The organism is Clostridium sp., from assembly GCF_036660475.1.
Lineage (GTDB): Bacteria > Bacillota > Clostridia > Clostridiales > Clostridiaceae > Clostridium_J.
The window spans coordinates 16,099-33,103 of record NZ_JAVXAO010000003.1 but is presented as its reverse complement, the minus strand read 5'-3'; the positions used below and the strand labels follow the sequence as shown (position 1 = coordinate 33,103).

General features: G+C 30.0%; 14 protein-coding genes. 4 read left to right on the top strand and 10 right to left on the bottom strand.

The genetic code is table 11. The features are described from left to right. Window positions 1-18: 18 nt before the first annotated feature. The 3 genes from RSA29_RS05715 to RSA29_RS05705 all read right to left on the bottom strand — a co-directional run bounded on the left by RSA29_RS05715 (window position 19) and on the right by RSA29_RS05705 (window position 1,149). Entirely contained in the window at window positions 19-297 is a 279-nt protein-coding gene (locus RSA29_RS05715) for a DUF1653 domain-containing protein (RefSeq protein WP_332660239.1), read from the bottom strand. 98 nt (window positions 298-395) lie between these two features. Further along, complete coding sequence (locus tag RSA29_RS05710) at window positions 396-758, bottom strand: YccF domain-containing protein (RefSeq protein WP_332660240.1); 363 nt, start codon at window positions 756-758, stop codon at window positions 396-398. A gap of 214 nt (window positions 759-972) precedes the next feature. Beyond that, entirely contained in the window at window positions 973-1,149 is a 177-nt protein-coding gene (locus RSA29_RS05705; protein ID WP_332660241.1) for a hypothetical protein, read from the bottom strand. A gap of 405 nt (window positions 1,150-1,554) precedes the next feature. On the opposite strand from RSA29_RS05705, the gene carA reads away from it, so the two are divergent. Continuing rightward, window positions 1,555-2,604 carry a glutamine-hydrolyzing carbamoyl-phosphate synthase small subunit gene (gene carA / locus RSA29_RS05700; protein ID WP_332660295.1) on the top strand — a complete coding sequence of 350 codons (1,050 nt, stop codon included), beginning with the start codon at window positions 1,555-1,557 and terminating at the stop codon, window positions 2,602-2,604. A gap of 47 nt (window positions 2,605-2,651) precedes the next feature. After that, a complete protein-coding gene (gene carB, locus RSA29_RS05695) occupies window positions 2,652-5,858 on the top strand; it encodes a carbamoyl-phosphate synthase large subunit (protein WP_332660242.1) in 3,207 nt (1,068 codons plus the stop codon). A gap of 67 nt (window positions 5,859-5,925) precedes the next feature. Here the strand turns inward: carB and RSA29_RS05690 are convergent, their stop codons facing one another. The 5 genes from RSA29_RS05690 to RSA29_RS05670 form a co-directional block, all read right to left on the bottom strand. Further along, complete coding sequence (locus RSA29_RS05690) at window positions 5,926-7,005, bottom strand: pyruvate kinase (protein WP_332660244.1); 1,080 nt, start codon at window positions 7,003-7,005, stop codon at window positions 5,926-5,928. A 209-nt stretch (window positions 7,006-7,214) separates the two neighbouring features. Then, the gene (locus tag RSA29_RS05685; protein WP_332660245.1) at window positions 7,215-8,333 is read right to left on the bottom strand and encodes an alanine dehydrogenase; all 1,119 of its coding nucleotides are present in this window, start codon (window positions 8,331-8,333) and stop codon (window positions 7,215-7,217) included. A gap of 127 nt (window positions 8,334-8,460) precedes the next feature. Then, window positions 8,461-9,246: a DUF975 family protein gene (locus tag RSA29_RS05680; RefSeq protein WP_332660246.1), complete on the bottom strand. Its 786-nt coding sequence runs from the start codon at window positions 9,244-9,246 to the stop codon at window positions 8,461-8,463. A gap of 112 nt (window positions 9,247-9,358) precedes the next feature. Continuing rightward, window positions 9,359-10,177: an XdhC family protein gene (locus RSA29_RS05675; RefSeq protein ID WP_332660248.1), complete on the bottom strand. Its 819-nt coding sequence runs from the start codon at window positions 10,175-10,177 to the stop codon at window positions 9,359-9,361. A gap of 14 nt (window positions 10,178-10,191) precedes the next feature. After that, window positions 10,192-11,211, bottom strand: coding sequence for a molybdopterin-binding protein (locus RSA29_RS05670; protein WP_332660250.1), 1,020 nt, complete (start codon window positions 11,209-11,211; stop codon window positions 10,192-10,194). Window positions 11,212-11,478: 267 nt separating this feature from the next. On the opposite strand from RSA29_RS05670, the gene RSA29_RS05665 reads away from it, so the two are divergent. After that, window positions 11,479-12,669 carry a PLP-dependent aminotransferase family protein gene (locus RSA29_RS05665; RefSeq protein ID WP_332660252.1) on the top strand — a complete coding sequence of 397 codons (1,191 nt, stop codon included), beginning with the start codon at window positions 11,479-11,481 and terminating at the stop codon, window positions 12,667-12,669. 81 nt (window positions 12,670-12,750) lie between these two features. After that, window positions 12,751-13,947 carry a pyridoxal phosphate-dependent aminotransferase gene (locus tag RSA29_RS05660; protein WP_332660254.1) on the top strand — a complete coding sequence of 399 codons (1,197 nt, stop codon included), beginning with the start codon at window positions 12,751-12,753 and terminating at the stop codon, window positions 13,945-13,947. A gap of 84 nt (window positions 13,948-14,031) precedes the next feature. On the opposite strand, the gene RSA29_RS05655 is transcribed toward RSA29_RS05660, so the two are convergent. Both RSA29_RS05655 and RSA29_RS05650 read right to left on the bottom strand, forming a co-directional pair. Then, window positions 14,032-14,901 (bottom strand): GNAT family N-acetyltransferase, encoded by an 870-nt coding sequence (locus tag RSA29_RS05655; RefSeq protein WP_332660256.1) that lies wholly within the window; start codon window positions 14,899-14,901, stop codon window positions 14,032-14,034. Window positions 14,902-15,060: 159 nt separating this feature from the next. After that, window positions 15,061-16,983 carry a bifunctional 4-hydroxy-3-methylbut-2-enyl diphosphate reductase/30S ribosomal protein S1 gene (locus RSA29_RS05650; RefSeq protein WP_332660258.1) on the bottom strand — a complete coding sequence of 641 codons (1,923 nt, stop codon included), beginning with the start codon at window positions 16,981-16,983 and terminating at the stop codon, window positions 15,061-15,063. Between the last annotated feature and the right edge of the window lie 22 nt (window positions 16,984-17,005).

Here is a 17,005-nt window from a genome sequence, read left to right as displayed (position 1 = left end):
TAAAACATATGTTTATAATTATATCATAGATTTACTGTTTATACTATGATTGTTTTCACTTTTTACTTCAAATTCTTCAAATCTATACTTTTGTCCTGTTGGATTTAACTTATTATCTAACACTTCTTCAATAAACATATTATAAGGTCTTACAAATAATCCACACTCTCCATATAATGCTCTATAAAGCACCATTTTTTCTCTTGTCTCCGAATTGATTACAAAACCTTCCAATAAATATAAATCACCTTTAAAATGCCTAAAAATTTTCCCTTTGGAATCGTCAATATTTCGCATATAATATATACCTCTCACTTATAGAATAATAAATTTAATATTTTGCTTTATCCAAATTTCATTTGATATAAATAAATTACTATCTACAATTATTAAACTTACTTCACTTCTTTCCCAAATGGTGCAAATGCTAGCCTTGCCATTTTGAGTGATTGAGCTGCAAATGGTATCCCTATTACTGTAATTGAGAGTAATAGAGCACTAACTAAGTTTGTTATTACTAGTGGTAATCCACCAAATATTAACCATAAGACATTTAACAAAAATCCCATACTGCTATCATTTGTAGTTATAATGTCTTTTCCAAATGGTGCAAACTGAAGTCTTGCAAACTTAAAACATTGAAGACCGATTGGTATTCCAACTATAGTTATACACCATAAAACACCTGTTAACCACCACTGGAGTCCAGCAATAAGTCCTCCAAACAAAAACCAGATAATGTTTCCTAAACAACTCATTATAATCTCCTTTAATATTAAATACTACTTATTATAATATACAATTTAATATAATTTGCAAGTATACAACTCTATTTTAAACTTATAAGTTTATTTAATTCTTCGTAAGTATTTTCTTAATAAATTTATTTTAACTGTTTATATCATTTTAAAAACAAAAAATCCACCTTAATGCGGTGGAAATTGAATATATAAACCAAATTTAACTTTAATCTCATTCTAATTCTTTATCTACTTTTTCTAAATAATCTGTTTCACTTACAATGTTTTCCTCGAAATTTTTTACAGCATTTTTTGTATAGTTACCTAGCGCTTTTACATTTATTCCACTTAAATTATTACCAGTAGAATTTTGCAGATTATTACTAATTATTTTATTGTTTTTACTCATTAATATCGCCTCCATAAATTATTGTTGGTAATTATAATTAATTTATTCATAGAAATTTGGTGTAGTGATATATATTCTTATTAAAATCATATATATCACTAAAATTATATAAAAATAATTTAAATAAATATTACATTTGTGCATATTTTAAAACTTTATTGTAGATGCTTGTATATTTATGTTGACATTCTTGATTTTTTTTTATAGAATCAAAGGGACATATCTACTTTTAAATTGGTCCAGAGAGGCCACGAAGGGAGAGCTAACAATGGCTATAAGTATAATTATTTTAAAGAGAAACCCATAGGATAGTGAGTAAAACAACAATTTGTTTGTTTTATTTATTATCCTTTTTGTTATGAATTTATAATTTTGAATGGAGGGTTTTTCTTGAATACAAAGAATATTAAGGCAAAACTTATATTAGAAAATGGAATTGAATTTGAAGGCAATGCTTTTGGGTACATTGAGGATACTGTTGGTGAAGTAGTTTTTAATACTTCAATGACAGGATACCAAGAAACACTTACAGACCCATCTTATTATGGTCAAATAGTAACTATGACTTACCCCCTAGTTGGTAATTATGGTATTAATCTAGAAGATTTAGAATCTTTATCACCAAAGGTTAAGGGATTTATAGTAAGAGAAAAATCGAACAATCCTTCTAATTTTAGATGTGAGATGGAACTTGATGGCTATCTACTAGAAAATAAGATTATGGGACTTGAGGGGATTGATACAAGAGCACTTACAAAGGTACTAAGAAATCATGGTTCAATGAAGGGATTTATAACTATTAAAGATTTATCTTTAGATGATGTTAAAGATCGATTAGAAAAGTTTCATAATGATGATGCAGTGTATAAAGTATCTACAAAAGAAGTTTATAAAATTAAAGGAACTGGTCCAAATGTTGCAGTTATGGATTTTGGTGTTAAATCAAATATACTAAGGAATTTTAAAGAAAGAAACTGTAATTTAACAGTGTTCCCTGCTACATCAAGAGCGGAAGAAATACTTGATACTAATCCTGATTTAATCTTTCTATCAAATGGTCCTGGAGATCCTATGACTTTAGGTAATGTAATTAAAGAAGTAAAAAAACTAGTTGATAAAAAACCAGTATGTGGCATTTGTCTTGGACATCAGCTTTTAGCATGGGTATTTGGTGGTAAAACAGCTAAGCTTAAATTTGGTCATAGAGGTTCAAATCATCCAGTAAAAGATATAATAGGTGATAAGGTATATATAACTAGTCAAAATCATGGATATTACGTAAGTGAGTTACCAGCTGATATGGAAATTACTCATGTTAGTGTTAATGATGGCACACTTGAAGGTATGAGACATAAAACACTACCTATAGCAAGTGTTCAGTATCACCCTGAAGCATCACCTGGACCTAAAGAAAATGCAGTTATATTTGATAATTTTTTAGAACTAATAAAATAAAAATACATTAAGAAAGACAGAGAGCTTTCATGTAGGAGGAATAATTAATGAGTAAAAGAAATGACATAAAAAAGGTATTAATCATAGGGTCTGGTCCGATTGTAATAGGACAATCTGCTGAATTTGACTATTCAGGAACACAAGCTTGTAGAGCACTTATGGAAGAAGGAATAGAAACTATACTAATAAATTCTAATCCAGCAACTATAATGACAGATAAAGAAGTAGCAGATAAAATATACATAGAACCGCTAACCACAGAATTTATTGAGAAGATAATAATAAAGGAGAAACCTGATAGTATTTTATCTGGAATGGGTGGCCAAACAGGTCTAAACCTAACAATTGAACTTGAGGAAAAAGGGATTCTTGAAAAGTATGGTGTTAATATTATTGGAACAACTGTAGAATCTATAAAAAAAGGTGAAGATAGAGACTTGTTTAAATCATTGATGGAAAGAATCAATGAACCTGTTATTGAATCAGAGATAATTAATGATATAGAATCTGGAATTAAGTTTGCAAATAAAATTGGTTACCCTGTTATTGTGAGACCAGCCTATACACTAGGTGGAACTGGTGGCGGTATTGCAGATGATGAAGAATCACTTATTGAAACATTAGATAGCGGTCTTTCACTTAGCCCAGTAAATCAAGTACTTCTAGAAAAGAGTATTAAAGGTTGGAAGGAAGTAGAATACGAGGTAATGCGTGATTCTAAAGGAAACTGCATTACAGTTTGTAATATGGAAAACATAGATCCAGTTGGTGTTCATACTGGAGATTCTATAGTTGTAGCCCCTTCTCAAACATTGTCAGATAAAGAGTATCAAATGCTTAGAACTTCGGCTCTAAAGATTATAGATGAAGTAGGCATCATAGGTGGATGTAACGTTCAGTTTGCATTAAACCCTCATAGCTTTGATTATGCTGTAATTGAAATAAATCCTAGAGTTTCTCGTTCCTCTGCATTAGCTTCAAAGGCGACAGGATATCCTATAGCAAAAGTTGCGGCTAAAATTGCTCTTGGATATACTTTAGATGAAATAGTAAATTCAGTTACTGGTAAGACTATGGCATCATTTGAACCAGCTCTTGACTATGTTGTAGTTAAAATTCCAAAATGGCCTTTTGACAAATTTAAAAATGCCACTAAAGCTCTTGGAACTAAAATGATGGCAACCGGAGAAGTCATGGCTATAGGTTCTAACTTTGAAGCTGCTTTTCTTAAAGGAATTAGATCTCTTGAAATTGGTAAATATGTGCTTGATCATAAACCATCTCAAGAAAAAACCTTATCAGAGCTTAAAAGCAGTGTAATGGTACCCGATGACGAGAGAATATTTGACCTAGCTGAAATGCTTAGAAGAAAATATATTGTTGAAAAGTTATCAGAAATCACAGGAATAGATACCTTCTTTATAAATAAGTTTAAATGGATAGTAGAACAAGAAGAATTCTTAAAAACCGCTAAGGTAGAGGATCTTCATAGAGACTACCTAAAGTTATTAAAAAAGAAAGGATTCTCAGACAAAGGTATTGCAGACTTAATGAATATAAGCCCTGTAGAATTATATACGCTTAGAAAACTTTATAATATTATGCCAACCTATAAGATGGTAGATACTTGTGCTGGTGAGTTTGATGCTGTATCTGCATATTACTACTCAACCTATGAACAATTTGACGAAGTAGTAGTATCAGATAAGCGAAAAGTAATGGTTGTCGGTTCAGGACCTATAAGAATTGGACAAGGAATAGAATTTGATTATTGTTCTGTTCATGCAGTTAGAGCTCTTAAGAAAAAAGGAATAGAAACAATAATTGTAAATAATAATCCTGAAACTGTATCTACTGATTTTGATATATCTGATAAACTATATTTTGAACCATTGACTGAAGAAGACGTTTTAAACATTATAGATAAAGAAAAGCCAGAAGGTGTAATACTACAATTTGGTGGTCAAACTGCAATAAAATTATCTAAGCTTCTAAGAGAAAATGGTATTAAAATTTTAGGTACTGATGCAGATGGTATTGATAGAGCTGAAGATAGAGAAAGATTTGAGGCAATGCTTGAGGAACTTGATATCAATAGGCCTAAAGGTATGGCTGTATGGAATGTGGAAGATGGTATAGTTGGAGCTGAAAAACTTGGATATCCTGTTCTTGTAAGGCCTTCTTATGTGCTCGGTGGTCAAGGTATGGAAATTACCTACAGAGAAAAAGAACTTAAGAGATATTTAGAAAATGCATTTAAAAGAGATAGTAAAAATCCTGTTTTAATAGATAGATACTTGGTTGGTAAAGAAATAGAAGTAGATGCAATTTGCGATGGCACAGAAATATTAGTTCCAGGCATAATGGAACACCTTGAGAGAGCTGGCGTTCACTCAGGAGATTCTATAAGTATATACCCTTCTCAAAATGTATCAGAAAAGTCTAAGCGTACTATCTTTGAATATACAAGAAGAATCGCTTTAGAGCTTAAAGTTATTGGTATGATAAATATTCAATTCATTGAATTTGAGGGAGAAATATATATTATCGAAGTAAATCCTAGAGCTTCTCGTACTGTTCCTTATATAACAAAAGTTACTAATGTTCCAATAGTGTCACTGGCTACTCGTGCTATGCTTGGAGAATCATTAAAAGATATGGGTTATGAAGAAGGTATTTGCCCAGAACCTAATTTTGTAACTGTAAAAGTACCTATATTTTCAACTGAAAAACTCCCAAAGGTTGAAGTAAGTCTTGGGCCCGAAATGAGATCTACAGGAGAAGTACTTGGAATCGGACATACTTTTGATGAAGCTATGATGAAAGGCTTTATCGCAGCTAAAAGGCAGATTCTAAAGTCAGGAGATAAACTATTAGTTACAATCAACAGTAGTGATAAAGATGAATTCTTAATCTTAGCCAAAGAAATGAACTCCTTTGGTTGTAAAATGATTGCTACTGAAGGAACTGCAAAAATGCTAAAATCTGCAGGCATAGAAACTGAAATAGTTAATAAAATTGGTGAAGATAAGCCTAACATAGTTGATGCGATTAGAAGTAAATCTATTAATTTGATAGTAAACACACCAACTAAAGGAAATGATTCCCAACGTGATGGTTTCAAATTAAGAAGAACAGCCGTTGAAGCTGGAGTATCTACCATGACATCACTAGATACACTAAGAGCAATGGTTACAGTTATGAAACGAGGACTTAAAGTTAAAGATTTGGATGTATTTAACCTTGGAAAATAGTCTGTTCAAAATTTAATCAAATAATTAAGGACAATGTATACATTGTCCTTAATTATTTTTAATCATATTAACTATATTTATCAATAATCTTTTTAGCAAATTTTATAACCTCAATTGGGTTTCGTCCAACACCAACTTCTCCTGCAAGCATAACTGCATCAACTTTATTCTTAAGGAAATTATATATATCGTCAGCTTCAGGAATTTTAGGCTTAAAGGAATTTCTCATAGAATCTAGCACATAAGTTGCAATTATAAGTTCTTTTTTACTTGATTTCATTTTCTCAATAATCTTGTCTTGGACAAAAGGAATTTCTACTATATCAAGTTCTGAAAGCAAGTCTCCCCTTCCTAGCATTATTCCATCAACTTCATTTACAATCTGATCAAAGCTATCAATTCCTTCTTTGCACTCTATTTTAGCCCAAAGTTTCGGTATATTAATATCAGTCTTATCCTTTTTAATTTCTCCTATATATGCCTTTAAATCTAGTATATCAGCTGCTCTAGTAACATATGAAAGGCATATTACATCTACTTTATTCTGAATACCAAATTCAATATCTGATTTATCCTTAACAGTTAAACCCATACCGGTTCTATCCATACCTGGAGCATTTAATCCTTTCTCGCCCCTAACCATTCCACCTATTACAACTTCTGCTTTTATTGCATCTTTATCCTTAAGTTTTCCAATAACCTTAAATTCCATAGTTCCATCTTTCATTAAGATCTTATTAGCATTAGTAAGCCACGAAAACTCACCTTGAAATGAAATAGGAATAAGTATATGTTTATCACTATGTCTAAGATTCGACTTGTAAAAATCCTCACTACAGAAGTATACTGATTCACCAAAATTTACTCTTAATTGTCCATTAAATAGTGAAGATACTCTAAGCTTGTTACCCTGTAAATCTTGTATAATTGTAATACTAGGATATTTATCTTTTATATATTGGATTTGATCTTTAGCCTTCTCATACTCAATATGAGAAAAATTTAATCTCGCAGAATCCATTCCTGCATCTATGAATTTATCTAAATCACTTAACGACTTAACATTTGGACCGATTGAACATACTACTTTCATTTCATCACCTAAACTATTTATTTGCATTAAATGCATATATGCTATTTTACTCATAGAATAACATTTATATATTCTATGGAACATATTATAAATCTATCATCTTTTATAACAACAAACAATAGTGTTGTATAATAATATTTATTATGCAACAAATATTTAATTGCTATCTATATATGATACACTCAAAACTAAATCTATATAATAACATAGCAAAAATTAAAAACTACTATAAATAGATTTATCTATTTACAGTAGTTTTTAATTTAAATAATGCCGAGTGCTTCTTCAGGTGTAATAGATTTACGTCCCTGTTTTAATGCTGTTTCCTCTAAAGTTAAATTTCCATTATAAAAACAAAGACCTTTTCTTAAGTGTGGATTCTCTATAAGAGCACTTTCTACACCTTTGTTAGCTATTTCTAATGCATATGGTACTGTTGCCAAACAAATTGAACAGGTGGCGGTTCTAGCGTAAGCAGAAGGTATATTATCTACACAATAGTGTAGTATGCCCTCTTCAAAATACACTGGCTCATTATGGGTTGTTGCATGACAAGTTTCTACAGCCCCACCAATATCACAGGCCACATCAATTATAATTGTATCAGACCTCATAGTTTTAAGCATATCTCTAGTAATAATATGATCTGTCCTCCATTTAGGCCAAGATACACAATTCATAAGCACATCGGTATTTTTAATTATCTCGCTTATTGTTGAAGGATTTGAATGTAAAAATTCTACATTTAATGGTAGCTTTCCTTTAGCACTTTCTAATTTCCCATAATCTATATCCAATATAGTTACTCTATTTCCGAATCCAGCTGCAAGTTCAGCGGCGCCAACACCGGCTGACCCAGCACCTAATATAGTTATATGGGGTGTTTTAATACCACTAACTCTTGCCAACATTTTACCACTACCGTGGTTTATTTTTTGGCTATAGTTACATGCAGCGATAAACCCACCCTTCCCACCAATTTCACTCATTGGTCTTAATAATGGGAATTTACCATTTTTATCTTGAACATCTTCGCATGCTATACCAATAATTTTTTTATTAATACAAGCGTCAGTTTCATCTCTGTACGCATTTGAATGGAAATATGTCATAATTATCAAACCTTCTCTTAAGTATTCAAACTCTGATGGAAGTAATTCTTTTACCTTGAAAACCATATCAGAACCATTATAAACTGTAGTTTTGTCAGTAATTATTGCCCCATGCTCTACATATTCATCATCATTAAAGCCACTTCCAACTCCAGCACTTTCCTCTATAAGTACTACGTGTCCATTACTTACAAATTCAGCAACTGCTGATGGAGAAATAGCTACAGTATATTCATTAACCTTAATTTCTTTTGGAACACCTATAATCATATAATACCTCCTAGATAAATAGTTTATAAACTAATTGAAAAGTATAGTTATATTTCTTAACAAGTATTATTTTAAAAGCTTAAAGTATAATTACTTTAAGCTTTAGTTTAAGAATTCATATACTATCTTACGTTAAAGATGTAATATCATTATAGTTAGTATTAGTTTGCGATTTGTTCCTTATTTCATTATAAAAATTGAAAAGGGTTGTATTAGTATAAGGGATAAGCCATAGAAAACCAATCCCAAATGTTAATATGCATAATAATGCCCAGCCGATAAAGCTAAGTTGTAATACAAATAACCCCCATACGTTACCTCTCATCATTTTGAAACTATATTTAATACTTTTCCATAGACCATTATTATTATCTTCACATATAATTATTAAAGCAGGGAAAAGATATAATTCTAAAATTATAAGTGCAATTGCAAATATAAGTATAAATAGTAACATTATTAGATAAAAAGATGCAGGAGGTGAATACGCTGTAATTCCAAAACCACTCATCATGATATAATTAAAATACTTAAGCATTGTAATAACTAAAAGTATAGAGTAAATCACTATTAGAGGAAGCATTATTAATGTCATTAAAAGTTGGATACCAATTCCTTTTATCCATGTTTTTGTATTGATAAAAAGGTCTGAAAATTTAACCTTTGATCCTTTGGATATTTTTAGATAGAATGAATTTATCATGACATTAATAGTTAACAATATAAAAGTGCTTAACACAAACCATAAAATATCCAAACCCAAATTTTCAACATTGCCAAAATTGACAATTTTTAGTGTAGATTGAAGTATAATTTGAAGTACCATAATGAATAAGGTTATAAGTACCGGTACCGTCCACTGGCCATTTAATTGATCTTTAGATAATTTCTTTAGGGCTTTCCGATTAATCATTTTCTTCCTCCTTTAATTTAAAATTAGTAGCATATTGTATTTAATTCCATCTCAAATTAATTATCTGTATACTACTATAAATATTATATTCAAGTGTATTATATTCTTAAAATTATGATAATGTTCCATTCTTTGAAATGAATTTTTTATGTTCTAAACTCCCATTGTTATTTAATAATGAAATTTCAGCCATAATCCCTAATGCAATATCTTCAGGAGTTTCTCCACCTAAATTTAATCCAATTGGTGAATAAATCTTATCTAAAATTATCTTACTGTAACCTTCAGCTATAAGTTTCTGCATAAGATTATTAACCTTTGTTTTACTTCCAATCATTCCTATATAATTAGCTGGTGTATCTAAAATTGTTTTTAATGCAATTTCATCATGAATATGACCTCTGGTAATAATTACTATACTGCACTGATTATTTATTGGATAAACTGAAAGATTTTCTCTAATATCACCTAAAATAAGTTCATTTGCAACTTTAAATCTACCATAATTACAATACTCTTCCCTATCTTCAAATATAACAACATCATATCCTACTATATTAGCAATATACTGAAGTGGCAGTGCAATATGCCCTCCTCCAACTATTAAAAGCTTACGTTTAGGTAATAAAATTTTTATATATATTTCTATCTCACCTCCACAAGTCATATTAAGATCGGTATTTGTTTCATTCAGGTTAAAGGTAAATCTTCGACTAGTTCTTAATTTAATACATTTAACACTTTCTTTTTTTATTTCATTTTCAAGGGCTCCCCCACCAATAGTACCTAAAATAGTTCCATCACGTAAAACTCCCATCATAGTACCCTCACCTCTAGGAGATGAACCACAGGCTTTTGTAATTATAGATAGTGCAACTTCTTTACCATTCTTTACATTGTCATTAATTTCTTCCAATAAAGTATAATCCATATTATAAATACCTCCTACTTACAAAATGGACATACTGGATAATTACAAACATTGCATCTAAGGCATAGTCCACCATGTGACATTTCACTTATTTCTCTCCGTGAAATTTTATCATTTGCCATTAGTCGTGGAAGTAGCACATCAAATATAGTTATATTAAAAAACATCCCACAAGCCGGAATTCCGATAATAGGTATAGTATTTGAATACGCTAACATAAACATAGCGCCTGGTATAACTGGCGCACCATAAGTTATAACCTGTGAAGAAGCTTTTTCAATAGCGATTGGTGTAACATCATCTGCATCTACAGACATACCTCCACTACATATTATCAAATCAAATCCACTTTTTTTAAACTCTTCTATCGCATGAACTATTTTGTCTAAATCATCTGGAACAAAGATTACATCATTAACGCTAGCACCATAACTGATAACTTTACTTTTAATTAATGGTGCAAATTTATCTGTTATAATACCTTCATAAACTTCAGTTCCAGTTATTATAATACCTACATTTTTGTGCACAAAAGGTTTTATTTTAATAATACCTATTTCATTCTCAAGTAATTCTTTTACTTCGTTTATATATTTTTTTTCTATAACTAAGGGTGTAACTTTTGTAGCTGCAACTATATCACCACTTTTTACTACCGTATTATTATGCAGTGTACTGACAACGATATCCTTTATGCTATTGATATCATACAGCATTTCTAAATTTACTTTTAACAGACCACTCGTTGTTGCCAGCAGATTAATTTTACCCTCTTTAGGACCTTCAAAAAAAATATTATTTCCTTTAATAGCTTGTACGATTTCATTAACAGCATCATCTTCATGTAAATTTTCTTCATCCAGTTCTAAAACATATACATGATTTTTACCCATAGATTTCATCTCTTCTATATCTTTAAGTTCAATGATATGACCCTTTTTAAATCTTGCACCCTTAAACTCATTTGCTACTATCTTAGTTAAATCATGAGCAACTACCATCCCAATTGAATCTTCTACTTTTACACTTTTCATTAAATTTCCTCCTAACAAACAAGTAGTATTAAATTAAAGATTATTATAACATAATTTGTAAAAAAATACCACACATTACAAGTTATTGTAATGTGTGGTATTGAAATCAATATACTATATCAAATATATGCTTATTTTGTACAGTATAACTTTCATACTGTAGTGAAACATCTTGAAAATTTTTCTAAATAGGTTATAATACAATTATAGTACATAGGGTAAATAAATGTAACTATTTTTATTTAACAAAATTATGGGGGTGTATGTATGAACATATGTTATGCAAACAGAACATCAAAACTAAAAGCATCTGAAATAAGAGAGCTTCTAAAACTAACTGAAAAACCAGAAATTATATCTTTTGCCGGTGGATTACCAGCACCTGAACTTTTCCCATTAGAAAAATTAAATGAAGTAATGACAGATGTTATACTTAATAAGGGCCAACTTGCTTTACAATATGCGTCTACCGATGGATATGTTCCACTTAGAGAAATCATTGTAAAAGAGAGAGTTGCGCCAACAGGAGTAAAATGTGATATATCAAATATAATGTTAACCAATGGATCACAACAAGGTTTAGAATTTTCTGCAAAGCTTTTCATAAATGAGGGTGATACTATTGTTTGTGAAAGTCCAAGTTATTTAGGTGCCATAAATGCCTTTATACCATACGGTCCTAAGTTTCTAGAAATACCAATGGATGAAAATGGAATGATTGTTGATGAATTAGAAAAAGTTTTAGCTACCGAAAATAACATTAAAATGATTTATACAATTCCTGATTTCCAAAATCCAAGTGGGATAACTATGAGCTTAGAAAGAAGACAACGTATAGCTGAATTAAGTGCTAAATATGAAATTCCTGTTATTGAGGATAGCCCATATGGTGAATTAAGATTTGAAGGTGAAAAACTACCGTCAATTAAATCCTTTGATAAATCTGGGTATGTAATTAATCTTGGTACATTTTCAAAAACTTTTTGTCCTGGCTTAAGACTTGGATGGATATTAGCAGAAAGAGAAATTATTGAGAAATATATATTGATTAAACAAGGTGCCGATCTTCAATGTAATACATTAGCTCAAGTGGCTGCAGCAGAATTTATGAAAACTTATAGTCTAGATGAGCATATAGATAGTATAATTAAAATATATAAAGTAAGACGCGATTTAATGCTAAGCACTATGAAGGAATACTTCCCAAAAGAAATTAAATATACTTATCCAGTTGGAGGGTTATTTACTTGGGTTGAACTAAGAGAGGATTTGGATTCAGCTGTTATCATGGAGGATGCACTGAAAGAAAATGTTGCTTATGTGCCTGGAAGCTCATTCTTTGCTAATGGTGGAAGGAAAAATTTCTTTAGATTAAACTATTCTAATATGCCAGATGATAGAATTGTAGAAGGGATTAAGCGATTAGCAAAAGTCCTTCATAAATATTATAACAACTAGAATTATATTTATTTAATCGTTACTCTTTTTTTAATATATTATTTAATGAATTAAATTTAACTCAAATTAGGAGGATTTACAATGAAATTTTCAAAAAGAATACTAGCAATGGGTTACTCTCCAATCCGTAAGCTTGCACCTTATGGATCAGAAGCTATGAATAGAGGAATAAGTATCTATCCTCTCAATATCGGACAACCTGATATTGAAACTCCTAAGGAATTCTTAGAAGGTATAACTAACTACACCGAAGATGTTCTTAAGTATGCACAATCTCAAGGTATAGATGATGTTATAAAAAGTTTTATTAAATACTATAAAGAATGGAATATAGATTTTAGTATGGACGAAATTCTTGTTACGAATGGTGGATCTGAAGCTATTTCATTAACATTAACAGCAGTGTGTGACGCAGGTGATGAAGTTATAATTCCTGAACCATTTTACACAAATTATTCGGGATTTGCTCAAGGTGCTGGTGTCAATGTTATTCCATTTATAACTAGAGCAGTAGACGGATTCCATCTACCTGACAAAGAAGTAATAATCTCTAAAATTACGCCTAAAACAAAAGCAATCATGATTTCAAATCCTGGTAATCCAACAGGTGTTGTGTATACAGAAGCAGAAATCAGAATGTTAGCTGATATATGTAAAGAATACAATATATTCTTTATTGCAGATGAAGTCTATAGAGAATTTGTTTATGATGACTTAAAATATACGTCAGCTCTTTATATGGAAGATATTAAGGATAGAGTAATACTTATTGATAGTATATCTAAGCGCTATAGTGCTTGTGGTGCGAGAATTGGACTCGTTGCATCTAAAAATAAAGAGTTAATTAGCCAAATTATGAAAATGTGTCAAGTTAGATTATGTGTTCCGACACTAGAACAATTAGGTGCAGCAAATTTGATAAATACTCCAAAGGAATACTTTGTTAAAGTAAAAAAAGAATACGAAAACAGAAGAAATATTATGTTTGATAAACTTTCAAAAATACCAGGTGTAATTTGTAAAAAACCTACTGGCGCATTTTATATAGTAGTAAAATTACCAATAAAAAGCGGAGAAGATTTTGCCAAGTGGATGTTAACTGATTATAGCTATAATAATAAAACTGTTATGGTTGCTCCTGCAGAAGGCTTTTATGCAACTGATGGACTTGGACTTGATGAAATTAGATTATCCTACTGTTTAAACAGTACTGCATTGTCAGATGCAATGGATATTTTAGAACGAGGTTTGATTGAATATATGAAAAATGAAAAATAAATAAAAATAAAAGAAATTAGGGATTTTGCCTTAATTTCTTTTATTTTTATTGAAATATAAATCTTATCTATTATATACAATTTTTCACAATAGATACTTTTCATTTTTCTTATATTCATAGCATACTTTTACTCTTTTAAACCCTTCAGACTCATATAATTTTACTGCATCTCTGTTACATGAATCACATTTAAGGTATACTTCACTAACACCTAAATCTGATGCTATATTTAACATATATTTAAGCAGAAATTTTCCATATCCATTATTTCTATATTGTGGAATTATACCAAAATTAGCCATGAATATCATTTCATTCTTTCTTATAAGTTGAGCATATCCTATAGGTATACAATCTAAATTAATAAAAATACACCCACTAGGTATATAATATTTCTCATATCTTTCACATATTATATCTTCTTCTCGAATTGCTTGCCTACTTATGGAGTTAAATACTACATTTTGAATAGAGCATCTTGTAACTTCATCGCTACCGTCTTCAAATACATGAAATGAAATATGGCTATTTTCAAAAGTATACTTATCCTCATATATACTAGTTATATTTTTTTTCATTTCAAGTATAGTTTTTTCAATCGTAAAGCCTAAATCTAACAATAAGTTTTTATCAAGATTATTATCACTTATTCTTATGGACGAAGCATTGCTAAAAAGATTGAACAATGCTTTATAGTACTCCATGCTAGTATATTCAGAAATAATTTTTAAACAATGAATCTTATAACATTGATGTTGTAATTTTACAAACCATATAAAACCAATATATTTATCATATAATTTAATATACTTAATGTTTTTAATGAATAATAATTTTTTGAAAATATTTTTGTTGTTAACAATTTCAACAATATCTTCTTTATAGTCGTCATTTAAATTGAATATGTTTAATAAATTTAAATTTGAATTATTTATTGACTCTAATTTATACATAAATCCATCTACCTCTACTCTTGAATCTATATATATAGTATAGTGAAAATTTTAATATTATAACCTATTTTACATAATTTAATATATTAAAGCCTATAAATTAAAAATTAAAAAAGTATACTCTACAAATTTACATTTATAGAGTATACTTTGCTAATTTTATTCTGAATCAACGTCTTTAATACTAAGACCTATTTTTTTATTGTCAGCATCAACTTGAGTTATAACAGCCTTAACCGTTTCACCTATCGTTAACACATTTTCTATTTTTTCTACTCTTTCTTTAGTGATTTGAGATATGTGAACAAGCCCATCAATACCAGCTTCTAATTCTACAAATGCTCCAAATGGTGCAAATCTAACAACTTTAGCTTCAACAACTGATCCTATAGGATATTTATCTGCTATATTATTCCATGGGTCTTCACTTAACATCTTAATGCTTAGTCCAAGTTTATTATTCTCTTTGTCTGAATCTATAACGACTACTTTAACAACTTCTCCAACTTTAAAAAGTTTAGATGGATTATTAACTTTATTCCAAGACATTTCCGAACTATGAAGTAACCCGTCAATTCCACCAACTTCAATGAATACTCCAAATGCTGCTATTCTTTTAACAACACCCTCAACTATATTACCTTTTTCTAATGAAGCCCATGTAGTCTCTCTTTTAGATTCACTATCCTTAGCTAGTATTTCTCTTCTTGATCCAACAATTTTCACTCTATTTCTTTCTCTTGCAAATTCTATGATTTTAACATCTACAGTTTGACCTATATATTTAGCTAAATCACTTACTCTGCTTAATTCAATATGAGATGCAGGTATAAATACTCTTTCACCCTTAAATAGTGCTACAAGTCCACCTTTTACCTCTTGACTAACTTCAACCTTAATTATATCTCCATTATCAAATGCAACTTTAAGTTCTTGTTGTTGCTCGCCTCTTAGTATTTCAACTCTAGATAATACAACTAACCCGTCAGTATTTTTTCTGTTAACTACCTTTGCTCTAATAATATCGCCAACTTTAATTTGATTATTTAAAGGAGTTTCCTTATCTCTTGAATACTCTTCAACAGTAAGTATTGCTTCTGTTTTAGCACCTATTGTTAAATATGCTTCTTTTTCATTAACTTTAAATACTTCACCTTCTAATATTCCACCTGCTGCTATATTGTTGCTATCGTTAGAATATTTATCATAAAGATCCATATCCTCTTTGCTTATATCGAATTGTTTTTTCATTTTGTTAATAGCCTCCTCAATTATATACTCTGGAGTTGAGGCTCCAGCAGTAATTCCTATTTTATTTATATTTTCTTTACCTATCAAACTTAAAAGTTTTGAATCTACTTTTTCAACATGATAGGTGTTTTTACAGTTTGATTTGCAAATTTCATAAAGTTTTGTAGTGTTTGAACTATTATATCCACCTAAAACTAACATCAAATCAACGTCTATTGAAATTTTATTAGCTGATTCTTGCCGTTCTTCTGTTGCACTACAAATAGTATTAAACGCAACAATTTCTTTAGCAATAGGAATAATCTTACTTAGAACCAATTCCCAATTACTTTGTTTTTCTGTAGTCTGCGAAACGACACACACTTTACGATAAAATGACGTTATATTATCTCCATTTTTAGATATTATTGCCGAATTGCTGCACCAACCATTTATACCTATAACTTCTGGATGGCTCTCATCTCCTACAATAATAATACTATATCCTTTGTCATAATACTCCTCAACCTTTTGTTGTATATTTCTAACATAAGGACAAGTTCCATTTTCTATTATAACACTATTTTCACTTAAATGTTCAAGTACATTTTTTCCTACCCCATGGGAACGTATTACAACAACTTCATCTTTCTGAATTTTATACGCTTCTTCCATATCTATTGCGTATATTTCCTTTTCTTCTAATTTCTTAACTACATCACTATTATGTATCAATGGTCCTAATGTATATATAGGTTTTTTATATTTTTCTCTTAGCCTTATAGCCTCATCGACTGCCCTTCTAACCCCAAAACAAAACCCGGCCTTATCAGCAAGAATTATCTCAGTCATAACATCACCTCTGTCTCACTAT